At 55.1% G+C, this 24164-nt stretch carries 24 protein-coding genes and 1 pseudogene; 3 read left to right on the top strand and 22 right to left on the bottom strand.

The features are described 5' to 3' along the window. Positions 1-2: 2 nt before the first annotated feature. The 3 genes and pseudogenes from istB (at position 3) to QOY30_RS11910 (ending at position 2040) form a co-directional block, all read left to right on the top strand. Positions 3-791 carry an IS21-like element helper ATPase IstB gene (istB, locus tag QOY30_RS11920; RefSeq protein ID WP_283742936.1) on the top strand — a complete coding sequence of 263 codons (789 nt, stop codon included), beginning with the start codon at positions 3-5 and terminating at the stop codon, positions 789-791. A 267-nt stretch (positions 792-1058) separates the two neighbouring features. Beyond that, positions 1059-1490: pseudogene (locus tag QOY30_RS11915) on the top strand (LexA family protein); the annotation flags it as partial. A gap of 73 nt (positions 1491-1563) precedes the next feature. After that, the gene (locus tag QOY30_RS11910) at positions 1564-2040 is read left to right on the top strand and encodes a hypothetical protein (RefSeq protein ID WP_283744842.1); all 477 of its coding nucleotides are present in this window, start codon (positions 1564-1566) and stop codon (positions 2038-2040) included. A gap of 10 nt (positions 2041-2050) precedes the next feature. On the opposite strand, the gene QOY30_RS11905 is transcribed toward QOY30_RS11910, so the two are convergent. The 22 genes from QOY30_RS11905 to QOY30_RS11800 all read right to left on the bottom strand — a co-directional run bounded on the left by QOY30_RS11905 (position 2051) and on the right by QOY30_RS11800 (position 24160). Next, on the bottom strand, positions 2051-5452 hold the full coding sequence (locus QOY30_RS11905) for a DEAD/DEAH box helicase family protein (RefSeq protein ID WP_283744841.1): 3402 nt from the start codon (positions 5450-5452) through the stop codon (positions 2051-2053). Then, positions 5453-6601: a restriction endonuclease subunit S gene (locus tag QOY30_RS11900; RefSeq protein WP_283744840.1), complete on the bottom strand. Its 1149-nt coding sequence runs from the start codon at positions 6599-6601 to the stop codon at positions 5453-5455. Then, entirely contained in the window at positions 6598-8136 is a 1539-nt protein-coding gene (locus QOY30_RS11895) for a class I SAM-dependent DNA methyltransferase (RefSeq protein ID WP_283744839.1), read from the bottom strand. The genes QOY30_RS11900 and QOY30_RS11895 overlap by 4 nt, the downstream gene beginning before the upstream one ends. A gap of 175 nt (positions 8137-8311) precedes the next feature. Next, a complete protein-coding gene (locus QOY30_RS11890; protein ID WP_283744838.1) occupies positions 8312-8788 on the bottom strand; it encodes a hypothetical protein in 477 nt (158 codons plus the stop codon). Then, positions 8754-11177 carry a hypothetical protein gene (locus QOY30_RS11885; protein ID WP_283744837.1) on the bottom strand — a complete coding sequence of 808 codons (2424 nt, stop codon included), beginning with the start codon at positions 11175-11177 and terminating at the stop codon, positions 8754-8756. Before QOY30_RS11885 ends, QOY30_RS11890 begins: the two co-directional genes overlap by 35 nt. Next, a complete protein-coding gene (locus tag QOY30_RS11880; RefSeq protein WP_283744836.1) occupies positions 11174-12700 on the bottom strand; it encodes a tyrosine-type recombinase/integrase in 1527 nt (508 codons plus the stop codon). Before QOY30_RS11880 ends, QOY30_RS11885 begins: the two co-directional genes overlap by 4 nt. A gap of 12 nt (positions 12701-12712) precedes the next feature. Beyond that, positions 12713-13990, bottom strand: a complete 1278-nt coding sequence (locus QOY30_RS11875; protein ID WP_283744835.1) for a site-specific integrase — start codon at positions 13988-13990, stop codon at positions 12713-12715. 218 nt (positions 13991-14208) lie between these two features. Beyond that, the gene (gene rpmA, locus QOY30_RS11870) at positions 14209-14466 is read right to left on the bottom strand and encodes a 50S ribosomal protein L27 (RefSeq protein WP_283744834.1); all 258 of its coding nucleotides are present in this window, start codon (positions 14464-14466) and stop codon (positions 14209-14211) included. Positions 14467-14484: 18 nt separating this feature from the next. Beyond that, positions 14485-14796, bottom strand: a complete 312-nt coding sequence (rplU, locus tag QOY30_RS11865) for a 50S ribosomal protein L21 (protein ID WP_283744833.1) — start codon at positions 14794-14796, stop codon at positions 14485-14487. A gap of 82 nt (positions 14797-14878) precedes the next feature. Beyond that, entirely contained in the window at positions 14879-16135 is a 1257-nt protein-coding gene (gene rho, locus QOY30_RS11860) for a transcription termination factor Rho (RefSeq protein WP_283744832.1), read from the bottom strand. 163 nt (positions 16136-16298) lie between these two features. Then, the gene (trxA, locus tag QOY30_RS11855) at positions 16299-16625 is read right to left on the bottom strand and encodes a thioredoxin TrxA (RefSeq protein WP_283744831.1); all 327 of its coding nucleotides are present in this window, start codon (positions 16623-16625) and stop codon (positions 16299-16301) included. Positions 16626-16862: 237 nt separating this feature from the next. Then, the gene (locus QOY30_RS11850; protein WP_283744830.1) at positions 16863-18200 is read right to left on the bottom strand and encodes an ATP-binding protein; all 1338 of its coding nucleotides are present in this window, start codon (positions 18198-18200) and stop codon (positions 16863-16865) included. Beyond that, positions 18193-18861: a response regulator transcription factor gene (locus QOY30_RS11845; protein ID WP_283744829.1), complete on the bottom strand. Its 669-nt coding sequence runs from the start codon at positions 18859-18861 to the stop codon at positions 18193-18195. Before QOY30_RS11845 ends, QOY30_RS11850 begins: the two co-directional genes overlap by 8 nt. A 28-nt stretch (positions 18862-18889) precedes the next feature. Then, positions 18890-19558 (bottom strand): cytochrome b/b6 domain-containing protein, encoded by a 669-nt coding sequence (locus QOY30_RS11840; RefSeq protein WP_283744828.1) that lies wholly within the window; start codon positions 19556-19558, stop codon positions 18890-18892. Positions 19559-19570: 12 nt separating this feature from the next. Further along, the gene (locus QOY30_RS11835) at positions 19571-20065 is read right to left on the bottom strand and encodes a diheme cytochrome c (RefSeq protein ID WP_283744827.1); all 495 of its coding nucleotides are present in this window, start codon (positions 20063-20065) and stop codon (positions 19571-19573) included. A gap of 10 nt (positions 20066-20075) precedes the next feature. Next, on the bottom strand, positions 20076-20498 hold the full coding sequence (locus tag QOY30_RS11830) for a DUF1924 domain-containing protein (RefSeq protein WP_283744826.1): 423 nt from the start codon (positions 20496-20498) through the stop codon (positions 20076-20078). Positions 20499-20620: 122 nt separating this feature from the next. Then, positions 20621-21382, bottom strand: coding sequence for a class I SAM-dependent methyltransferase (locus QOY30_RS11825; RefSeq protein WP_283744825.1), 762 nt, complete (start codon positions 21380-21382; stop codon positions 20621-20623). Further along, complete coding sequence (locus tag QOY30_RS11820; protein WP_283744824.1) at positions 21379-21924, bottom strand: DJ-1 family glyoxalase III; 546 nt, start codon at positions 21922-21924, stop codon at positions 21379-21381. The genes QOY30_RS11825 and QOY30_RS11820 overlap by 4 nt, the downstream gene beginning before the upstream one ends. Position 21925: 1 nt before the next feature. Then, positions 21926-22711: a phosphatase PAP2 family protein gene (locus QOY30_RS11815; RefSeq protein ID WP_283744823.1), complete on the bottom strand. Its 786-nt coding sequence runs from the start codon at positions 22709-22711 to the stop codon at positions 21926-21928. Further along, the gene (locus QOY30_RS11810) at positions 22708-23196 is read right to left on the bottom strand and encodes a YajQ family cyclic di-GMP-binding protein (protein WP_283744822.1); all 489 of its coding nucleotides are present in this window, start codon (positions 23194-23196) and stop codon (positions 22708-22710) included. Before QOY30_RS11810 ends, QOY30_RS11815 begins: the two co-directional genes overlap by 4 nt. Before the next feature lie 124 nt (positions 23197-23320). Next, the gene (ppnP, locus tag QOY30_RS11805; RefSeq protein WP_283744821.1) at positions 23321-23641 is read right to left on the bottom strand and encodes a pyrimidine/purine nucleoside phosphorylase; all 321 of its coding nucleotides are present in this window, start codon (positions 23639-23641) and stop codon (positions 23321-23323) included. Positions 23642-23668: 27 nt separating this feature from the next. Further along, positions 23669-24160: a macro domain-containing protein gene (locus QOY30_RS11800; protein WP_283744820.1), complete on the bottom strand. Its 492-nt coding sequence runs from the start codon at positions 24158-24160 to the stop codon at positions 23669-23671. Positions 24161-24164 lie beyond the last annotated feature (4 nt).

Here is a 24164-nt window from a genome sequence, read left to right as displayed (position 1 = left end):
TCATGCATCCAATTCCCGAACTGACACCCCTGCTCAAACAACTGCGCCTGTCCGGCATTCTGGACTCACTCGAGGCCCGCAACCGCGAAGCCATCGACCGCAAGCTGGCCTACACCGATTTCCTCAGCTTGCTGATTCATGACGAAGTCGCCCGGCGGGAGCAAAAGAAACTGGATATGCGACTACGACGTGCAAGCTTCCGTAACCAAAAAACACTGGAAGGATTCGATTTCGACCGACTTCCCAATCTGAACCGCTCGGCAGTCCATGATCTGGCGACTTGCCGTTTCATTGAAGAGAAAGTCGCCGTATTGATTGTGGGTCCGTGCGGCACCGGCAAAAGTCACCTGGCGCAGTCGCTGGGTCATGCGGCTGCACGCCAGGGCTATGACGTGCTGTTCATCACGCAAACCCAGCTCCTGAGCAGCTTGCGCGCAGCTCAGGCGACTGGCAATTATGCGCGGCGATTTAAATCCCTGGTCAAAGTGCCCCTGCTGATCATTGACGATTTCGGACTCAAACCCTTGCGTTCGCCTGAAGATGAAGACTTCCATGACTTGATCGCCGAACGCTACGAGCGTGCCGCCACCATTCTGACCAGCAATCTCGACTTTGATGAATGGGGTGAAGCATTCGCCGCAAATAAAATGATCGGCGCAGCGACGCTGGACCGATTGCGCCACGGTGCGTATCGCGTGGTGCTGGATGGAGAGAGTTACCGCGACCCGAAGCCAATGCCGGAAAGGTCAAAAACGCCGACAGGGAAAGGAGGCAAACCTACTCAAGCCTGAAACAGCTACACCAGCAGCAAAACAGAGTGAAAATGCGATTGCAAAAACAGCTCATTTCACGCATTCTTTACCCCCAGTTTGAGCCCCTGATTTGGCACTTCAAAGTGGCGCCATTACGGCGGAAATCAGTGGCGCCTTAATGCCGAAAAGTGACATCTATTGCACATCGGAGTGATCCATCCTGTCTAGTGTTGAGTTTCGGCAACCGAATGGCTGCCAGTTTACTTGGATATTTTTGGATATTGACTAGAGAACGAACGTTCTGTAATGTATGCAGGACGTCATCAGCACTTCACAGGCAGCATCATGAGCAGCAATCTCGGTTCCAACAGCACTCTCCACCAACATACCTGGCAACCCGTTGTATCCGGGTCAAGAAGCATCCCTATGTTTTCTCATGCCGTACCGGCGGGGTTCCCATCTCCGGCTGACGACTATGTCGAAGACGTCCTCGATCTCAATAAACTGCTGATTCAGAACAAACCCGCCACTTTCTTTCTGAGGGTCAAAGGCGATTCCATGATCAATGCCGGCATTCATGATGGCGACATCATCGTAGTAGAGCCTTGGTTCAAGCTGAAAGACCTGGCCAGAAAGCATGGCATCGTTGCCTTGTCTTCCAACTACGCCTTATATGCCGACATGAGTAATCGTGTGATGACCGTCCTGCGTGATTTCAGCCCGCGGCAGGAGGTATACCGTCGGCCTTGTGGGACTAGCGCTCGAGGATTATGAGCTTGGCCAAGCCGTCCCAGCCGTTGAAACGGGTACGATGAACCGTTCAGCCTCGCTCCTCATTCAGGCCGGCTTCAACTCTAGAATTGCTGCCATCAAGGCTGTTACCGACATGGCGGCAACTTTTACCTCTGGCCACGAATTGAGGCTCTGGCTCAATTCCGAAGCAGTTGCCGTTTGGGGAGCACTGGCGAATTGGCCCACTGCCGAGACCAAGGCGATGTGGATTGAATTCACGCAAAGTTTCATACCATCTTCCGACCGGATATGGACCGAGCGCCGCTATTCGGTTGGTGTCGCATGGTATGGTGCGTCCCCGCCACCCAGCACCCCTGTAAGACTCCATCATTTGAGCGGACAACCAATTGTCCTGTCTGCGGATGGGTTACCCCTCGGCGCATTGCAGGCCACTCTCAGTGCGGATCCGTGTGGTTTGGTTCGCGCCACCGTATCCCAAGAAATCGACAAGATTGACCTGATTTATCTAGGATCGGACGACTTGTGGCAGGTGTGAACGGGGGGGCTTACGCCACCGCACTCTTCCGAATCTCAGTCAACACCTGCACCATCTGATCCACCTTCGCCGACGGAAACACCCCCTCCGGCCCCAATGGATTGATGTCGGTAAACGGCGACTCATACAGCCTGTCCGGCTCCATCACACCGTTCTCAGTCAGGTAATCGACGACAAGGTTGATGAACTCAATCTGGTTAGCCGTCACCGCAGTCCCCGAGATGAACTGGCTGAATGCCTGCTTGGCTGTTTCATGGTCCAACCCCACCAGCGAGCGGATGAACATACCCAGCCCATGGCTTTGTTCCTTGGTGCGGTCAATGATTGCCTGTGTGCCGCCAGCTTCAACCAGCATGCGTTCCAGTTCATCGAGGTCGGAGGGAGTGAGCGGCTGATTGCGGCGCAGGCGTTGCAGCGCCAGGTGGCTTTCATGCGCCTTGAGGAATTGGCGCGCCTTGTCGCGGAAGCGCTCGAAGTTCATGCCGATACCCATTTCCGGCAGTTCAATCGTGGTGCCTTCGCCCAGCTCGTCTTCAAAGTCGGTGTAAACGACGATGCGCTTACCTTTTTCGATGAGCTTGATTAACGTGCGCAGACGTTTGCGTGCCGTCTCCAGCATGGCAACGGTGACATCCGTCCACCATTCCTCGCCCATCATCGACTGAATCAGCACGATGTGCGCCTTGATGGCCGGGATGCTCCGCTGATCTTCCAGCGCGCTGGCAATGGCGATGATTTTGTCGCGCAGGCTGGCGAAGTCTGACTTGGCCTGCAAAATGGAAAGCTGTGTACGCAGCACCAGCAAATCAAAACGCTTGGCCTCTTCGTCTTCATCAGCCATCTCGGTCGGCAGATCCGACACGTATTGCGCCAGCTCGGTAAACTCTGCCACGCCCAATTTATGCCACGGTTCAGTCTGGGCATATTTTTCCACCAGCCTGCGTTGTGGCCGCACCACAAAATTGTCGATGTTCATCGCCGCCACCTGCGTATGCAGCATCTCGGCCAAATCGCGGCGCAGCGTCTTGTCGTCACCGGTATCGCCATACGCGTCTTCGACTTGCCGCATGGACTGCTCATCGGTGAACTGGTTATCCAACTCACCTATCAGTTGCAGGCGCGCCTTGAACAAGCGCGTCCCTAGCGCTTCGTTGGACGAACCGTCGGTCACATCCGGGTTCTGGGCGAAAAATTCCAGATTCTGGCAGTAGTCGAAAATGTAAAAGAATTTCTTGTCCTCATTCGGCCCGAACACATTGGGACACAAGCGCGTGCCGCGCCCGACCATCTGCCAGAACTTGGTCTTGGAGCGCACCGCCTTGAAGAACACCAGGTTCAACACTTCCGGCACGTCGATGCCGGTGTCCAGCATATCCACCGAGATAGCAATATGCGGCATCTTGTCCTTGGCGGAGAAGTTGTCGATCAGGCTTTGTGCGTATTCGGTCTTGTAGGTAATCACCCGTGCAAACTCGCCCTTGTAGTGCGGATAGGCATTATTGAAACCCTCGGCAATAAATTCGGCGTGGTCGTTGTTCTTGGCGAAGATGATGGTTTTGCCTAGCCGGTCGCCACCCGCCACCTTCTGACCGCGCGTCATCACATGCGCCAGCACCTTGTCCACGGTGTCGGTATTGAACAGCCACTTGTTGAGCGCTTCGGCACCGACTTCATCGGGCGCAGTGCCGTCTTCGTTCCATTCCAGCGCGTCCCACTGCTCCTGCTCATCTTCCGAAAGCTCATCGTACTTGATGCCCTCGCGCTGAAACTTGAGCGGCACGGAAACAGCCTCGGGCGGAACCAGAAACTTATCGGACACCGCATCGTCGAGCGAGTAGGCATCGGTCGGTACGCCGCTTTCAAGGTCGAACAGCCCGTAAGTGTTGTGGTCGATTTCATCCTTGGGTGTCGCCGTCAGCCCCACCAGCTGACTGTCGAAATACTCGAAGATGGCGCGATATTTTTGATACACCGAGCGATGCGCCTCGTCGATCACGATGAGGTCAAAGTGCCCCACACCAAAACGGCGCTGGCCTTCCTTTGCCTCATCAATCAGCCCCATCATGGTGGGATAGGTGGAAAGGTAAACGCGCCCCTCAGTATCCTTTTCGGTGACCAGATTCACCGGCGAAGAATCCGGCAAGTGCGTCTTGAAGGCATTGACCGCCTGCTTGACCAATGCCACACGGTCGGCAAGAAACAGCACGCGCTTGGCCCAGTTGCAGCGCATCAATACATCGGCGAGTGCAATCACCGTGCGTGTCTTGCCCGCCCCGGTAGCCATCACTACCAAGGCTTTGCGCTGGCGGTTAGTTTCGATGGCTTCGCCGATGCGGCGGATAGCGCGGGTCTGGTAATAGCGCTCGACGATGGCCTCGTTAATCGGCGCGGCTGCCAGCGATTTGCGCGTGGTTCTGCGCTGTATCATCAACTCCAGCTCGGCCTTTTTGAAGAAGCCTTGTACCGAACGCGGCGCATAGCTTGCATCGTCCCACAGCCAATGCTCATAGCCATTGGTGTAAAAAATCACCGGGCGCTGCCCATACTTCGCTTCCAGGCAATCGGCATACAGCTTGGCTTGCTGCTGCCCCACCTTGGCATCGCGTTTGGTGCGCTTGGCCTCGATCACGGCCAGCGGTTTGCCGTCATCTGCCCACAACACATAATCGACAAAGCCGATACCGGAATCGCTGGGCATGCCGCTCACTTCAAACTCGCGGTCTTGCGGCTTATCCAGCGGCCAGCCCGCTTCCTTCAGCAGCAGGTCGATGAAGTAGTCGCGGGTTTGTGCTTCGGAATAATCGTGGGTGTCGAGTTGTGCGGAGTTGGCTTTCTTGGCGGCAGCAATTTCCTCGCGCAGCTTCTTCAGTTCCTCATCCAGTGCCGTCTTGTCGGCCAGCAGCGTGGTGAGCTTTTGGTCGCGCTCGTGCAGTTGCGCTTCCAGCTTCTGCAATTGGTCTAGCGTCTGCGCCGGCGCGGAGGAAGGCTGCGGCAGCGAGGCAGGCGAAAAACTCAGCGTGGGATCAGGGCGCGACTTCTTGCCATAGGTACGCGCCAGCCAGTAGCAAACATGGAATAGCTCTCGTGTCGCCGTCAGCGCATCGGCAGGCATGATTTTGCGCGTGCTGTGTACCGCCAGATTGCCAAGGTCTTTGATGAGCTTGGTCTTGGTGAACACTGCATCGCCCGTTGCCTTGCGGAAAGTGGGCTCGTGGATAAGCGCACTCAGGTGGTCCTGGTATGGCAGCTTGAGGGTTTTGTCGTAGGTATACAGCCATGCCACTGTCAGCTCCAACGCGCGACGGGAATAAAAACAGGATGCACGGGCATCCGTATTCGCCATTCCTTCTGCTTGGGTAGCTGCTTCAAACAGCAATGGCCATTCAGACTGAAGGAAGGCGAAGTTGCTCATTCAGAGTTCTCCACTGAAGGCGCGGTGAAGGAGGGATGCAAAGAGAGTATCGAGTTCTGCAAGTGCACTGCGGTTAAACGTAATAAGGCTATTAACGGTATTGATCATTTTTTCAAACTGACTTTGCAAATCAAGAGATGGGACAAAAACAGGTAACTTCCTAAGTCTCCCAAGTGTTATTTCTCGAAAAGTTGCACCTTTAACCTGAGATTGAATCCATGCTTGAACTGATACTGTCCGTAAATAACTAAGTAGGTATGCTGAATAGACTTCAGGTCCGGGGGCTATCCTAGCAGTACCTTGGGTTAGATTTGCGCCCTCTAGTGATTTAGGCACTAATGCAGTTGTACCGACAGTAGCGCGGATACTCATAACTATATCGCCCGCTGCAATAGCTGACCGTGAGTATGAAGCTGCTATGTCGCGGCTTGTTCGGGCAAGCTGGTGTTCTAAAATTTCCCCATTCTTTATATCCCCTGTCCGCACATAGGGGACACCATCTTCAACTTCCTTGCCTGCTTGCACAATTCCATAAGTAACGATTCTCCCGGGAGCTACAACATCAGCTAACGCTTTGCACTGCCCAGCCTGTATCGGCTTTTGGGGGTCTCCAAACATCTCAATGAAAATAACCTGCGTGAGGCTATCCAGTTGTGCCAAGGCTTCCCTGCGCTTAACCCTCAGCGCATCGGCGTGGTCAAGGATTGCGGCAATGCGAATTTGTTCGGGGAGAGGTGGGAGGGGTATTTCAATTTCTCTGACACCCTTAACGGATAGATGCTTAACAGTGACAAATGGCGTTGCGTCTTCAATCTTTTTTAGCGCATTCGGTAGATAGTGAAAGAGGTAGTTCTCATTCAGAACGGATTCACGAGCTTTGATTTTGCACACCCGCTGGTTTAACAACGCTGGCCCACCACTCCATTTTGCGGCATTAAAGTTTCCATCCATTCCGATGACTATTTCGCCATTCTGAACAACAAATTCATCTCCAAATTTTCCGGAATATCTTGTTTCCGTAAACCCTCGAACCACATCACGAATTCGGATTAAGGGCATACCTTCAGAGTCGCTGAATAGCTCCGACTTAAATGCGTACCCTGAAAGAATATCAGCAGCTTCGCCAAGTTTCACTTTAGCTACCGTCACCCTAGCAGCTCCTCTAGCTCTTTCATGCCCGCAGCAATCTCTGCTTCCAGCTTGTCCAATCTTGCCATAACCACTTTAGGTGACTGGTGCTCCACTACATCATGCACCACCTCTTTGTAGCGGTTGAGCGATAGGTCGTAACCATTGGCGGCAATCTCCGCCTTGGGTACGCAGAAGCTCTGCGTAGTGCGAGGATGTTGCAACTCTTCACCCTCGCGTTGTTTCCACCGTGCCAACACATCGGGCAGGTTGTTCTTGACGTGTTCGGCTTCGGTTAATGTTTGGGCGGGGATAGCACCGAGCTTGTCCTCTGACAGCAGCGGTTGCCGCTTGTCGTCCAAGCTCCAGCCATCGGCCTGCATGTCATAAAACCAGACGTTATCCGTGCCGCCTGAATTGGTCTTGGTGAATATCAGTATGCCGGTAGAAACACCCGCGTAAGGTTTGAATGCGCCGGAGGGCAGCGAGATGACGGCTTCCAGCTTGTGGTCTTCGACCAGCATGCGGCGCAGTTCTTTGTGCGCGTTGGATGATCCGAACAATACGCCGTCCGGCACGATAACGGTGGCACGTCCACCGGGTTTGAGCAGGCGCAGGAAAAGTGCCAGGAACAGCAGCTCGGTCTTTTTGGTTTTGACGATGGCTAGCAGGTCTTTGGCGGTGTTCTCGTAATCGAGCGAACCGGCGAATGGCGGGTTAGCGAGGATGAGTGAATATTTGTCTTCATCCCCGGCGTGGTCTTGCGCCAGCGAATCGCGGTAGCGGATATCGGGGTTGTCAACGCCGTGCAGCGCCATGTTCATGCTGCCGATGCGCAACATAGTGTTGTCGAAGTCGTAGCCGTGGAACATGCCGTGGTGGAAGTGCTTGCTGGATTTGGCATCGCGCAGGATTTCGGGGTGATGCTGGCGCAGGTATTCACCCGCCGCCACCAGAAAACCGCAAGTGCCGCTGGCCGGGTCGCAGATGATGTCTTTGGGGTTGGGCGCGGACATTTCCACCATGAGCTGGATGACGTGGCGCGGCGTGCGGAACTGACCGTTCTGCCCGGCGCTGGCAATCTTGCCCAGCATGTATTCGTACAGGTCGCCCTTGGTGTCGCGGTCTTCCATCGGAACGTGGTCGAGCAAGTCCACCACCTTGGCGAGCAGTGCCGGGGTGGGGATGGTGAAGCGCGCATCTTTCATGTGGTGCGCGTAGGTGGAGCCATCGCCGCCCATTGTGCGCAGGAAAGGAAACACATGCTCGCCCACCACGGTGTACATCTCGGCAGGTGCGAAGTGCTTGAAGCGCGACCAGCGCAGGTCGTTGTAGTCCCGCTTCTTGGCATCCTTGCCCTCGGGGAAAATGCGCCGCTCTATCGGCTTGCCGAGGCGGGTGGATTTGTTTTCTTCAAGGGTGTGCAGGTCATCCAGCCTGCGCAGGAACAGCAGATAAGTGATTTGCTCCATCACTTCCATCGGGTTGGAGATGCCGCCCGACCAAAAGGCGTTCCAGATTGAGTCTATTTGGCTGCGAAGTTCGCCGGTGAGCATGAGTCTTCCCTGATTATCTCTGTTGTTCGAAAAGTGCGCTGGGGTTGATTGGCAATCTATTTTTTACAAAATAAATCGTTCATGTGTCTCTCCCAACAAAATCGAAGTAGCGAATTGCAAAAGTATACATCGTAGCCGCAGTCCTCCCTTTACATTTTGGGCATTTTGTCAAAAGTCATTTGCCCTTTGACGACTCTTCGAGGAGGACGCGAAGGTCAAACCTAGTGTTGAGCACGGCGTCCAGGTCATTAATTTTGCGCGAGCGCTCCGCCTCCAACTCTTCCGTAAGTGCCAGGACTTTTGCCTCCAGGTCAGCAATTCGTTTTTGCATGATCGATCTCGGCGCTGTCTTGTATTTTGGTGCGGAGTCATGTTGTTTGCGCCTCTGGGTTTCTTTGGCTAAATCGAAGGCCTCGGAGATCAGTTTGCGTCCATCCCATGTCTTCTGGCTGAGCATCTGCCGGTTGAAGCCCTGCCCGAATCTCTTCTTGCTATGAGCAATGACGTTTTCCCAGGTGACCGGAATATCGGCATCCGGCATTCGCTCGATCATCTTGCAGATCTTGCCGGCGAGATCTTTGGTCAGGATCTCTTTTCGCCCTAGCTTTGAAGTCGTCTCACTCATCGTTATCCCCTGTTTCTTCTCCATCATCGTCGTCATCCTGGGGCAGCAAGTCACGCTGGTCCTTGAGGCCGTGCTCCTGCGGGGCGAACTGGGGGTAGATCTTGAAGTGTTCTTCCAGCGCTTCTTCTATAGCTTGCCGCCCGCCATGCGCGTCAACTGCACGCTCCAAGCCTGGGGCGGCATGCCGCGTGGGGTTGTGGTACTTGATCTGCGCACCACTAGGAACATCAGGGTCATCCAGGCGCAACACGAAGCCCTTGGAGACAAAGGCCTCTTCCAGCCGGGTTCTGAAGCCGACGTCTTGGATCTGGTCCTTGATTGAATGGAAATGGTCGATTAGCCAATCCGCCATATGACTGGGGTCAAGCCCATCGCCCACAAGCGCGAGGATGTGCCGTGAGAGCTGATGATCGTCGTCGGCGATGCCACGGTTGCGAGAAACGATCAGATTCTCCAGTTGAGCCACGATTGCTCGGTGCATAACGTCTTTGCGCTCCCGAACGCGCTCGTTGGTGGGCAGGTGTCCCTTAACCACGGTATTATCGTTACAGGGAAGGCACGAAGAGTAGGCTCGGCAGGGGTTCTCATGGTGCTGGTGTGTACACATGCCGAACCAAGAAGGATACATGACGATGATCTGCTCAGCAGTCCGCGCCACCGGCCTGTTCTCGGAGGCGGTGCAGATGGCATTCATGCTTGTGACACTGACGCCGGCGTCGTGGACCGTCACGATCTCGGGCTTGAGGCCGCACTCTTCCTCCATACGCCGGCTTTCAGCCAGCCCCTTCGATAGATCCCGAAGCTCTTGCATATCGGGCATGGCACTGGCCTCCGCTTGCCACTCCGGTGTGTTGAAGTCATAAGTCTTGAGCTGGGACAGTTTGAGCCGGTTGGCCCATTTATTGATGAGCACATCGGATAGCTTATTTCCATGGTGCTTGGCCATCGTTGTCAGCCAGCGGCGAGGGTCGTGGGTATCGATCTCGGCGATCTTGATCTTCCCATCAACCGGCATGGTGATGCCCAAGTTCTCGAAAAGAGTAGGAACGCTCCAAGTTATTGTTGCATGTCGCTTTAGCCTTTTCCTGATAAAGCTGTAGTTGACCGCCTGCGGGAAGCAGGGCGATGTGTTTTTTAAGTGATCGAAGAGGAAAAGCATCTTGGACAGATCCCCCTTGTAGAGAGTCAACTCTGTAACGGCGCGGCACTTAGCCATCGCCACGCGCACCAGATCGAGCAGGTGCGATTCGACATTGGACCAGGGTAAAACGTCAATTTTGGTGACGCGGCCATTCGGGTTCGGCGCCTTGCGTACCGCATGCCGAAGCTCCGCAAAGATCGTGGATTCCATAGAAACTCGAACTCGCGATGTGTCCAAGCGCAGAATCTTGCTTAGGTCGTCTCGAGAGATATCTCTGCCGCGCAGGTATTCCAGTTCTGGCGTCAGGTAAAGCTTGTCGGGGTTTTGCTGATACCATTCGACCAGCATCCTGGAGCGATTGCCGTGATTCTTGACGACCTTAAGGCAGTAGTGGAAAAAATCAATCATGAAATTTAGTACGGGCTTGGGGCTCCATTGGGCACCTTTGCTGCCTTTCATGGTCACCAGCAGCATCTGGTGCGCAGCGTGAATTCCGTCCAATTCCTTGTCCTCGCTTCGGCGAACGTAGTCGTCGATCGTCACGTGATCGTCGATGGCTAGGCACAGGATCTCATTCACGCGCGAAGGAGCACACATTTCAAGCCCCATCATCGCGATTGCTACTTTGTCGGCGGCTGACAGTAGAGGATGGTCGGCAAGAAGTGCATTGAACGCTTCGTTTAACGCCTCGATGCGGTGATCGAGGACGGCCGCCTTGGCCGCCCTCCAACGTTTTTGGTGATCATGTTGAATCGCCAGCAATTCTTGCTGCGTTTCGTGGCGCAAGTTGAACCGCAGGAATGGCAGCACCCCTTTTGATGTGAGCAGGTCGATGTCGCGGCTTAACTGCAGCAACTCTTCGAGTTTACCCGACGCAGAACTAGGCTTTTCGTGGGCGGCGTTCAGAGCCATGTTCTCGATCGAACGCAGGGCAGCATTGTCGAGTTCGAATAGGTTTTGAGCTGCGATCGCGGATAGGAGGCGAACGTCTCGTATTGAATATTTCACCTGGTTGGTTTTTGCACCCAGCACCCTTTCAGCGGCGACACAGCGGAGCGCATCAACAAAACTCGGATCCTTGCCGGCGAAATCGGCCAGAGGTTCAGTCAGACGGAAGTCTATGATGTCACCACCATGTCGCGTGCGAAGTGGCCAATCGTTCGCATCGAATTCAACCAGCGGATAGCGCAGCGCCATCCGGCGCTTGCAATCTTCGCGCCAGGCATCCAGCGCCCGCCGGTAGCGCAACAGGTCGAGCTCGGAGGGATGGTTCATCGTGCCTCCTTGGCTGCCAGTGCGTTTCGGTATTGCTCGGACGCAGCCACGACCAAAAGGATGAAGAGCCTTGCCTCCTTATACGTCTTCAGTAGGTGCTGGTAGGGCAGACCGGCGCCCTCGTATTTCTTGATATCGGCTTCTACGACTTTCAGGTTCACAGCGTGGTCGACGTCATAGCATGGGATATAGCGGGGGCATGGGTAGCATGCAATCGGAGCGTACTGGCATGCGATCCGGCGTCCGCATTCTCCAGTTAGTTCCGTTTTCCCATTTTCCATATCGAGGCTCCGAATCGCCTTGCCCGGGTCGACCGGATCGTGCACGGAGCGGAAATTTTCGATGACTGGGAAATGCGCGGCGAAGGCAGGTTCCATCGCATCACTCAGCTCCTTGATCAGCCCGTGGAAAGCAATGTCGACGTAGGCTTGGCAGGTTTCGTCGTTGGCGTGCTTGAGGACAGCCTGGATAGTCTTGCTTGAACAACCAAATGTGGCGAGTTGTGTGCCGACCGTGTGGCGCAGGGCGTTGAAGTCGAACCTGATCGATTTGTGAAGCCGTCTGATAGGATTCAGGTATCCGCTTCTAAAGGAACTAACATCAGTTCTCCCGTAGTGCTCCCGGGCATGCTCCGATTTCCAGCGGCCGTCCTCGCCGACGGGGCGGTAGGGAAACAGAGCAAGTCTGTCGTGATCAGCCGCGTCAACCAGATGACCGTAGGTTCGGGTGACGTGGATACGCTGCAACGCGAGAAGCTCGCCGACGCGAGAATTGAGCGGGTAGGGTATTTTCTCTGTTGCGTAAATTCCGGTCTTGGCTGGCGTGACCAATAGAAAGTAGGATTTGACATTGGTGTCCTTGTCAATGTCGATCATTAAATCACCGAGCGTGAGATGGCGGTAGCTCTTAGGCCGCGCAAAGATGTGGAAGGCGAGCTGGAGGAACGAGAAATGGCCGATGTCGATTCGGTCTTCTTCCCACGCGTCCTCCGCCGCACCGAGAATTTGGACACATGCGGCGCGGTTGAGCGCCTTAGCAAGAATCCGGGAGATAATTTCGCCCTGATACCCCTTGTCTGGAATCTTTGTCGGGAAGTCGCTTGCAACGAGGTCGGAGGCGAACAGCGCCGAGCGACGGTACAACTTGAAATACCGCTTTAAAGTATATAGGTCACCCCGATTGATTTCGGCAAGGATAGTGCGCAAGGACAGCAGGAAGGCTTGGTCGACAGTTGCCACCTTCCCGTCCAGTAACTCTTGCTTATGAATTTTCAGGAAGATGGATTGGAGGCCTTTGCATTCGGAGTACACGGAGGCGATTTGGACTTGATTCCGTCGTTCCAGAAGCAAGTCTTTGAGCGTGAGCAAAAAGGAATCCTCGTAGCCGTCTCGCAGGTCGGTCAGGTCGAATGAGACTGTCGTCATGCGACGGTCGGTCCTTGGTCCAGTCTCCTCATTAATTTCCCAGGCAAGCGGCGCCTTATCGTCCCATTTCGCGACGGTACCGCCGATGGTTTGTTTCATGAGTGTCATCGCCTACTCCATTTCTCGTGCCGCCGCCACGTCTGCTATAAGTTGCTCGTAGAACTGCATCAAATCCACGCCAGCTTGGTCCGATAGCGCTCGATTGGCATATCGCTGTGGCTGACTACTCTCCATCGTCCACCCAAAACGCGTCTTCATGGAGTCCAGCACCCCGTCTTCCGTACCTTTCATCTCCAGGAAGAAACTGGCTGCGGAATGACGCAAAACATATCCGTAAAATTCATATTGGGACTGGTCGGGGAAATACGGGTCGTTGCCGATATCGAGCAAACCCTGTTGGGCAAGGCGTTCCCCCAGGCGCTTGAACATTGCCGTGATGGAGGAGCGATGCTTAATTGGCTCACCCTTCTCGTTCAGAAAAAGAAATCCAAGACTTCGGTTTCTCTGATGTTTTGCCAGGATAGGGTCTCTCTCGAAACGAATATAGTCGTTGATAGCATCCGTCGTAAACGGATACAGCGTGAGCATCGTTTCGGAGGCCGAATTGATACGAGTTGTATCTCCCAGTTTCAGCACCGGGGCTCCGGTCGTCGTGCGACCTTCGCGACGTCTGCGATGATCCTGAATAGCCAGATACTTTTCCCGGAAGTCCGCCCTTGCGATGTTGCCGATAGCCCCTGGCCTCACGCCCTCGCAAGCTACCAATACCATTGCCCGATCCCGATACAACGTCGCAGAAGTTTTACCGCCGGCTGTCAGGAATAGGGATTCCGGTTCCAGTACCACTTTGCGGATCAATTCGAGAAACCGGCGAGAAGGAAGGCTTCGAATTGTCAGATGATGGTTCTGTTTAGTGCCATGTATTGCTTTCTTCAAACGATCTTGAGTCTGTTCATAGGCTTCCTTCAACACAATGCGCAGGTTTTCAGAGCGAATATGGGGATCCAGAAAAACTTCCCAATAAAACTTGAGGTAATCGGCGATGGCGATAAGACTCTTGCGGGCCGTATTGGGCTGCAAAGCTTTTGGTAGTTTGTCGGGCTCTATATCCGCCATGGCGCTTGTAAGCAAAACGACCTTGCGATTGGATAGCAGCTCGATTTCTTTCAGCTTCCTGTAACAAAGTCCCGCGAGACTTTTGCATTCATTGTGGGTCAAGCACCGTCCTTCCAACGCGCGAACCGCCAGTTCAATATTGTGGGAAGCTAGGAGGCGATAAAATATGCGCAGTGCTTGGGAAGCCTTTTCCCGCGTGTGTGGGTTGTCCAGTTCGTCAGTCAGATATTTGCTGAACGGGTAGTGGATGGCCCCGTCATCGTGCAAAAGCAAACAGTTTCGTTTTGCGTAAACTAGCCGCATATAATTACAAATAATAGATTATATGAAGCCACCATATCATGGATACAAAAAAAGACAAGCAAATAGCTTGTCTTTTTATTTTGATGCGCCTCTAGATATGTTTCAGGTGAGTTATATTACTTCACCCCTATATCCTGTCCATCTAAAGCCCTACCTCGCGATAGGGCTCATTTTAACTGCTTGAATGCTTAAGCAGCGACGATGCTGACTGTCTTGCGCTTCAAAGCACCCTTGACCGCAAACACCACCTTGCCGGTGATCTTGGCGAACAGTGTGTGATCCTTGCCCATACCGACGTTGTCTCCCGCGTGAACCTGTGTCCCGCGTTGACGCACGATGATGCTGCCCGCGCTAATCAATTCGCCGCCGTAGCTCTTAACACCCAGACGTTTCGAGTGTGAGTCGCGGCCGTTACTGGTACTACCCCCGCCTTTTTTCGATGCCATGTTCTAGCTCCTTCGGAATTAAGCCGAGATGCCGTCGATGCGGATCTCAGTAAAGTTTTGACGATGTCCTTGATGTTTCTGGTAGTGCTTACGACGACGCATCTTGAAGATGGTCACTTTGTCGTGGCGACCGTTGGCGATGATGGTCGCCTTGACGGTAGCACCGCTCAGCAGAGGCTGTCCAACGGAGACCTTGTCGCCATTGCCAACCATCAGCACTTTGTCCAATACGATCGCGCCGCCGACGTCGCCGTCTATGGATTCGATCTTCAGAGTTTCACCTTCGACAACGCGATATTGCTTGCCACCGGTTTTGATTACTGCGTACATAACGACCTCGCTTGATGCGGTTTTTCAGAGCCGCGCATTATACATAAACATGACCAACCGTCAAAACCCTTTTTTCAGGGGTTTAACGCTTCATCGAGTCGAAAAATTCGGCGTTGTTCTTCGTTGCCTTGACTTTATCCAGCAGGAATTCCATCGCTTCCAGCTCATCCATGGGGTAGAGCAGCTTGCGCAGTACCCAGATACGCTGCAGCAAGTCCTGCTTGATGAGCAGTTCTTCCTTGCGCGTGCCCGAACGGTTGACGTTGATGGCCGGGTAGATGCGTTTTTCGGCCATGCGGCGATCCAGGTGGATCTCCATGTTGCCGGTCCCCTTGAATTCTTCGTAGATCACGTCGTCCATACGGCTGCCGGTATCCACCAGGGCCGTGGCGATGATGGTCAGCGAGCCGCCTTCCTCGATGTTGCGCGCCGCGCCGAAGAAGCGTTTGGGGCGTTGCAGGGCGTTGGCGTCCACGCCGCCGGTCAATACCTTGCCAGAGGAGGGGATCACGGTATTGTAGGCACGTGCAAGACGGGTGATGGAGTCGAGCAGGATGACTACATCCTTTTTGTGTTCAACCAGGCGTTTGGCTTTTTCCAGCACCATTTCGGCGACCTGTACGTGGCGCGTGGCTGGTTCGTCGAAGGTCGAGGCGACTACTTCGCCGCGCACGGTGCGACTCATTTCAGTTACTTCCTCGGGACGTTCGTCAATCAGCAGCACGATTAGCGTCGCATCCGGATTGTTGGCCGAGATGGAGTGCGCGATGTGTTGCAGCATCACCGTCTTGCCGGACTTGGGCGAGGCCACCAGCAAACCGCGCTGGCCTTTGCCGATGGGCGCGACGATGTCGATGATGCGTCCGGTGATGTTCTCCTCGGCACGGATGTCGCGTTCCAGCGTCATGTGCACAGTCGGGAACAGCGGCGTCAGGTTCTCGAACAGGATCTTGTTCTTGGCGTTCTCGGGCGGTTCGCCGTTGACTTTATCCACCTTGACCAAAGCCACATAGCGTTCACCCTCTTTCGGGGTGCGGATCTCGCCCTCGATCGAATCGCCGGTATGCAGGTTGAAGCGGCGCACCTGGCTGGGGCTGACGTAGATATCGTCCGGCCCTGCGAGATAAGAAGTGTCCGGGGAGCGCAGGAAACCGAAGCCGTCCGGCAATACTTCCAACGTGCCTTCGCCGAAAATGCTCTCGCCTTTCTTCGCCTGATTCTTCAGCAGCGCGAAGATCAGGTCCTGCTTGCGCATGCGGTTGGCATTGTCGATTTGGTTGGTGGTGGCCATTTCCACCAGTTCGGTGATGTGTTTGGTCTTGAGGTCGGATAAATGCATATGTGGATGAGGCGCGATGGCGCTAGGTTGTGAAGAGTTGCCAGGAATGTGTTGTTACGGGGTTTGCGGGATATTCCGCGCCGAACTGCTTTGAGCGTCTTTAATTATTTTTCAGTAGGATTCAGGACGAAACAGAGCAGTTACGGGCGGCAGACTAAAGGGTTCAGATGTGGCTGTCAATGAAAGCGGTAAGTTGTGACTTGGATAATGCACCGACTTTGGTTGCTTCGATGTTGCCGTTCTTGAACAACATCAGCGTCGGAATGCCACGAACGCCGTATTTTTGGGGGGTTTGCTGGTTTTCATCCACGTTGAGTTTGGCGACGTTCAGGCGCCCTGCATATTCCTTGGAGACTTCATCCAGGATAGGGGCGATCATTCGGCAGGGGCCGCACCACTCAGCCCAGTAGTCTACCAGTACGGGCAACGGTGACTGTAGCACCTCGGCGGTAAAAGTGGCATCGGTGACATAACGGATATGTTCGCTCATGTTTGGTTCTCGCTTTGGTTTAAATATTTTAGATATTGGGATTTAGGTACGGTCTTTTGCCGCCTGGAAGTACAACTGGACTGGGCGGCATCCTAACCAAAAAAATCAGGGTTGGGAAGGGCTTCGGAGCGCGCTTCCTAACCCATTGATGGTGCTGGCTTTAGTTACAGTCGTTGACCATATCAAAGGATGTCATGCGAAGTGAAACTTAAGTATGCGGTTGAAAGTGGGATGACATCATGACGTGAAAGTCACTGTCACGCGCAGCCCGTTACCGTCTTCATTTTGAGCCAGTTGCAGGGATGAAGCATGAATCTCGGCGATGCGCTTGACGATCGAGAGTCCCAACCCGCTGCCGCTGGCGCTCGTGCCTAACGGGCGATAAAAACGCTCCGCTACTTTTTCCAATTCCGCTTCCGGAATCCCCGGACCATTGTCGCTTACCGAAAGGAAAATCCGTCCCTGTTCTTGAGTGATTTTCACCAGAACCGATGTTCCGGGCGTGGTATGGCGGACGGCATTATCGATCAGGTTGCGCAGCATTATGCGTAGCAATAGGGGATTGCCGCGTACTGTCGCTTCCGCGCCTTCCGTCAATTCGAGTCGCACATTCTGGTTTAGTGCAGCCGGTGCAATCGCGGCAATCACTTCGGCAGCAATTGCCCTGAGTTGGCACGGCTCTGTTGTTTCATCGCCCAACGTGTCGATGCGTGCCAGAGTCAGCAACTGATCGATCAGGTGGGCGGCACGGTCGCAACCGAGAATCGCGTTGTCAAGCGCGCGAATGCGTTCGGCGTCGGTGGAGGCAGTGCGGGCCACTTGCGCCTGAGCCTTGATGCCTGCCACCGGGGTACGCAGTTCGTGCGCGGCATCTGCGGTGAAGCGGCGCTCTTTTTGCATGGAAGCATCAATGCGGATGAACAATTTGTTGAGACGAGCGATTAACGGTGCCACCTCGCGGGGGGCTGTGCCGACCTCCAGTGGCGCAAGGTTGTCCGGTTCGCGCTGAGCAACTTCGCTGGTCAGCCTGACCAGCGGGCGCAGGCTGCGCGTCACAGACAGCCACAGCAGAATTGCCAGCAACGGAAGCGAGAACAATAGCGGCTTCAGCAAATTGCCGGCAATGGCGCCAGATAGTTCGTCGCGTTCTTTGGTAAGCTCGGCCACATGGATCAAATTCTCGCCGGAGTCGTCCCAGGTGCTGAATACCCGCCAGCGCTGCCCGTTGATGATTTTGTCGCTGAAACCGCTCCTGACATCGGATAAAGGCTCTTCTGGCGCATTCGCGGAATGCAGGCGCAGCACTCGTCCTCCAGTCCAGACCTGAAATGCAACTCTGTGGGCATATCTGTTCAGTAATGGCGTGTGTTCGGCTTCGACTTCATCGAAGTCATGTGCCTGGACGACAATCAGTGCGGCGGACTGTGCGAGGTGTGCATCCAGTATTTCGCCGAATTCCTCGCGTGCATCGAAATAGGTGAACGCAGCCGCGGCGATCCATACCAGGAGGACAGTTGCCAAAGCCAGCACCAGCAGTCTTTGCTTTAACGAGCCCCGTCCGCGCATTTCAAGCATTTTTGCCTTCGGGTATCAAGTAGCCTACGCCGCGGATGGTCTCGATCAATCCCGGAAACAGCTTGCGCCGCAAATGGTGGATATACACCTCAACAGCATTGCTTTCGACTTCTTCGCCCCAGGCATAAAGCTGTTCTTCGATCTGGGTACGCGACAGCACTCTGCCTGCATTGAGCATCAGGGCATGCAGCACGGCGAATTCCTTGGCGGGAAGCTCGATCACCTGATCGCGATAAAGTACGCGGTGTGCGGCGGGTTCCAACTTTACGCCGGCGACCTGCATGGCAGGCGCAGGCTTGCCGCTGCCGCGTCGAATCAGTGCACGCAGGCGGGCCGCCAGTTCACCCATGTCGAACGGTTTGGCCAGGTAGTCGTCCGCACCGGCGTCCAACCCCTTTATGCGGTCATCCACCGTATCCATCGCGGTCAGGATCAGCACCGGTATCGGGATATTGCGGCTGCGCAGACGCCGCAATACCTCAAGCCCGGACATGCGCGGCAGGCCCAGATCCAGCACTGCGGCGGCATAGGGTTCGGTACCGAGGGCCTGGTCGGCCGAGACGCCGTCTTTCATCCAGTCCACGGCGTAGCCGGACTGTTTCAATCCAGCCTGGATCGCATCACCCAGCAAGGCGTCGTCTTCGATCACCAGTACGCGCATATATTTCCCGGTTAACTAACTGCAAGCCTTAATCGTCAGCATGTGGATGTTCAGCCTGTGTCACATTCACGTTTTGCGGTGTCGGTCCGGTTGCGGGATAGCCCAGCCAGAACGCCACGACCGACGCAAGCATTATGACACCCAGCCATGCATGAGCGCGACGGATACCTTCGTTGGGCAAGCCCGATTTCAGGCCGGTAATCATGGACCGGACCAGATTCTCGCGATGCATTACGCTGCTCAACACGACGCCGGCGACATGCAATGCCACAACCGCCAACATGGCATAAGCCGCCATCTCGTGCAATTCTTCCAGCGCATCTCCGCCGCTATCCTGAAACACAATCACACCGGCTAAACCGGTCAGCAGCCCCAAGGCCAACAGCGCAAAGACTGCCACACTGCCTGCCGGGTTGTGCCCCATATAATGGGCTGGTTTGGCTTTAAGCAGAGAGGTCACATAAGCGGCGATCTCGCCGGGTTTGAACAGGAAGGAGCGGAAGCGGGCATAGCGCGAACCGACAAACCCCCAAACCAGCCTGAATGCGATCAGGCCAAGCAAGGTATAACCCAGCACCACATGAATGTCGCGGTAGCGTTCCGACTCGGCAGTCAGGAAGGCGCCCGCAAAAGAAACGGCCAGCAGCCAGTGAAAGATCCGCGTCGGTATATCCCATATCAAGATACGTTGACTCATGGTGTTCTTCCTTTATTTGGGGATTCTGATGTTGCGTTCGCTGTAATTGCCGCTTTCCGCCTGGGTATGGCAGGCCGCGCAATTGGCAGCGCTTTTTACCTTTGGATTGTTCCAGGCACGCGCCGGCACCTCGTCATGCTCACGCTGGAACCAGCGGGTTTCGGTGATGCGTAACAACGGCTTGCCGGTTGCTTTATATTTTTCGCGACCCGCATTTTTTTCCAGGAAAGCTCCAATCTCGCGGGCGACAGCGGGGTCCAGGCTGGCATCGCTGCCGAAGTGTTTGTCCAGACCGGATATCACGGCACGCCATGATTCGGCTGGAAGCAAGCGCGGCGGAAAAGCCACATGGCAGGCTCCGCATTCGGTTTGCCACCGGGCGTTTGTTGCGAGAGGGGCGCGTTCATCGTCGTCGTCATCTTCGGCATGAGCGATCGATATCATTACGCTCATCAGCAGAACGACAACGCCGAAAATTCGAAAAAGGTGTTGAGAATCGAACAGCATGGCGATCTCCTTAGTTTTTTATGGTGAGCAGATAGGCCAGTACGTCGCCTTTTTCCTGCGGGGTACAGACGCGACCCAGCACGTCGTTGCAGTTGCGCTTGAACCATTTTTCCACTTTTGCGGAATCGGTGAAACGTTCCGGATTTGCGGCAGGGGCGAGGGGCTTGATGATTTTTGAGGTCTTGGCATGCTTGCCGGACGCACCCGGATTTTCCGTATGGCATGAAGAGCAACTCAACTCATTGCCGTGCGTCTGCTTGAAGAAACGTTCGCCGCGCTCGGCCGAGAATCCCTGAAAAGCCGTATTGGAAGATTTTGCCTCGGTTTTGAGGGCAGTCAACACATCGTCCGGCGTTTGCGCCGCAGCAGACAGCGACGTCAAGCCTGCGACAGCCACAAACACCAGTACAAGTACATGAAATATGCGAATCATTTTCGGGCTCCTTGGTTGCATTACGAGGAATGCAGGATAGGAGTGCAAGCTTAAATATTGCTTAAGCGGGAATTCGGGAATGAAAAGCGGTTTCGAGTAACGCTGGCGATGCGGCTGCAGCTTTACATGCGCCAGAAATGCAGCGTCGAACGATGCAGGTCATCGACGGTGACGCTTTCCTGCGGCGGGTGGTCGGGCACGGCGAAGGTGTTGCTGATGAACAGGCTGCCCGGACGCATCTCCTGTCTGGCCTTGTTCCACAGTGCGTCCATCGGCACGGGCGAGAGATAGGCGAACACCACGTCATATTGCGACAGGTCGCAATCCCACAGGCTGCCCCGATGTACCGAGCAGTTATGGCAGCCGCGCAATTTGATGCGCAGCCAGCTCCACAGGAAGGGCAATGGTGCTGCCTCGACGCCATGATAGCGCCCATGCGGGTGGGTATGGGCGAGATGGGTCAACACGCCGCCGATACCGGATCCGAGATCGATGAAGGTAAACGGTTGTTCTGCGGGCAGCTTGCTCTCCAATGCCCTCCATACCTTGTTGCTGGACAGATAGAGCGGTACCTGCGTGCGGAAAGTGCTCCAGTACACGGCCAGCATGACGAGGAAAGCGGCGAGAAAGAAGCCGGGCGGCATGTCGAGTGCCAGCATCAGTACCAGCGCAGGGGCGAAGGCAAACTGGATGAACAGCCACCAGCGTGCCATGCCTGCAATGTGGCTGAGCACGGCCGCCAGTGTGCCGCAGAACAGGGCGGCGACCAACGGTGCGGGATGCAGCGAGGACAGGCGCAAAGTCATGACAACGAGCATGACTGCCGTCAGTTGCAGCAACAGTGCGATGATCGAGGGGGGGAGCTTCCTCAACAGTGTGGTCACGCACGCACCAAACCGGCTTCGACCTCGTCCCGTTTGGCCTTGCCTGCAAGGCGCTCCACTAGTGTCAGCGCAAAATCCATTGCCGTGCCGGGGCCGCGCGAAGTGATGAGCTTGCCATCTTCGACCACAGCCTGGGACTGGCGCAAGACTTTAGGGAAAGCGTCGAGCGAACCGGGGAAACTGGTCGCGCGCTTGCCGTCAAGCAATCCCGCTGCTGCCAGAACCGAAGGCGCCGCGCAGACGGCGCAGACAAAAAGATCGTCTGCCGCCATGCGTTGCACCAGCTTGATGATGCGCGTATCGGCCTTGAGGTTGTTGGTGCCGGGCTGGCCACCGGGCAGCACCACCATGTCGAAACGGCGCTTGAGCGCTTCATCCAGCGAGGTGTCAGGAATCAGCATGGTACCGCGGCTGCCGCGTATCGGTTGTCCGTCCAGGCTGGCGCTCACGGTTTCGATACCGGCGCGACGCAAGATGTCGAGAACAGTAACGGCTTCCAGTTCTTCGCTGCCGTTTGCCAAAGGAACGAGTACGGTTTTCATGTCAGAAGGCCCCTGCAATGCGTAGGCCGATTAAACCCCTGCCAACGTCAGGAAGCAAGGCTACCTTGCCGGAACGCAAGTCACTGTTATAGGAAACCACGCTCTTGCCGACCAGTGTGCCGATCATCGCACCCGCGACCACATCCGATGCGAAGTGTGCCTGATGATAGATGCGGGCGAGGCCGACCAGTCCGGCGATGGAATACGATGTGCAGGTCACCCAGGTTTGATCGTAATGGTCGGAGATGACCGAGGCGAGCGCAAACGCTTCCGTGGCGTGGCCGGAAGGAAAAGAAGAGTTGATATTGCTGAACGGCTTGAAATTGGATGCGCCTGCGTTGTCGCGCGGGCGGCTACGTCCGGCAACCAGTTTGATGGCGGGGGTGACGATGCCGCTGGCAATCAGGCTGGCAGCGAATGCATCCTGCGCAACCTGCATTGAGGTCTTGTCATCGGCGAGCGCACCAACCAGATAGAAACCGCCCACGACGCCTGCCGCGTAAGGCTTGCCGAATCGTTCCACCTGGGTGAGGAAAGAATTGTTGCCGGAATGGCGACGCATCTCGTCGCTCAGAGGGCGGTCGATGATCAGCGCCGTTCCAACCACGGCAAGCGATGCCCATCCGGCTGAGCGCCAATCCGTTTCATCCCAGCGTGCCGGGGCGGTGACGACGTGCTTCACATCGTCGATCAATATTTCAGGGTAGGAAAGTTCGTCTGCGCTGGCCCTGGATATTAAACACAAGGCCAGCAGTACGAAGAAAAAAAGGTGCGGAATGCGCTTCAATCGCGGAAGTTCTGATATTGCAAGGGAAAGTCGGTGATGGTCTTTTTGACGAAGGCGATGGCATCCTGCAAGTCATCCCGGTTCTTGCCTGTCACACGCACGGTGTCGCCCTGGATGCTGGCTTGTACCTTCAACTTGCTGTCTTTGATGTGTTTGACGATCTTCTTCGCCAGCTCGATTTCGACCCCCACCTTGACTGTGCAGCTGCGTTTTACTTTGTTGCCGCTGACTTTCTCGATCTTGTCGCTGATGTCCAGGCATTTGATATCCACACCGCGCTTGGTCAGCCTGCCGTTGAGGATGTCCTGCACCTGGTTCATCTGGAATTCATTGTCGGCATGAACGGTGAGCACCAGCTCCGCCTGTTCGACCCGCGCATCGGAACCCTTGAAATCGAAGCGGGTGCCGACTTCCTTGTTGGTCTGCTCGACCGCATTCTTGACTTCGGTCTTGTCTACTTCGGAAACGATGTCGAAAGATGGCATGGTGTGCTCTCTGTAAAATAAACCGTCGTTTATGCAGGGTGCAATAAATGTAGCACATTGCACCGGATGCGTTACAGGCGCAATGCCCGTTGGTTATTGCGCCCTACGTTCCTGGGGTTATAAATCAGCCGAAGCTGCAAACGTAGTGGACTGCGTCGGCGCCGGTATGAATATCGAAGCTGCCTTTGGCGGCAACCTTGAAACTGCTGCCTTCGGCGTAGGTCTTGAAACCGGATTCCCCGGCAATTTTCACCTGGCATTCGCCGCCGCTGATCTCCATCAGTTCCGGGCTGTCCACATTGAAGGTAAGTTTGCTGTTGGGCAGAACCACGCCGACGGTCTTGCGCGAGCCGTCCGGGAAGAACACCGAGTGCGACACACACTTGCCGTCGAAGAAGACATTGGCTTTCTTGCCGACGCTGACGTTATCGATTTTGTCTGACATGCTGGGATTTCCTTTTGGATTGTTTGATTATTTCGGGGGTTCGCTGGCTTTTACGCCTTTTTGGTAATTGGCATACACATACACAGGAATGCCGAGGTCGCCCAGATGTTTTTCGATTATCGGCTTCACATCATCCCAATTCAGGCCGCCCACGCCACAGGCCAGACGAGGCAAAGCGAGGCTGCCGACTTTTTCTTTCTGCACAAAATTGCGCAGGGCATGCAAGCTGTGGTTGATGTGATGTAACGTTGCATTGCCGGGTTTGCTGCCGTGAGCATAAGCGGCATCCTGTGTGAACAGATTGACCAGGTAGCGTCCGTCGACGCTCATCCATGTCCACAACTCACCGGACTTGGGATGCTGGGTCTGGCAGTAGTGGCGGAAATCCTTGTACATGGCCGGCATGCGTTCGCGCAACTGCAGCGCGAGCCCCTGATGGAAATCATCATTCGGCGCCACGCCCTGCACGACGGCCTTTGCGCCACTGAATAAAATGTCACCGCTCAGTTCGTGAAGCATACCG

This window comes from Sideroxydans sp. CL21 (genome assembly GCF_902459525.1).
In the GTDB taxonomy this organism is placed as follows: domain Bacteria; phylum Pseudomonadota; class Gammaproteobacteria; order Burkholderiales; family Gallionellaceae; genus Sideroxyarcus.
Note: the sequence above shows the minus strand (reverse complement) of the source record. Positions and strands in the feature narration are given on the sequence as shown.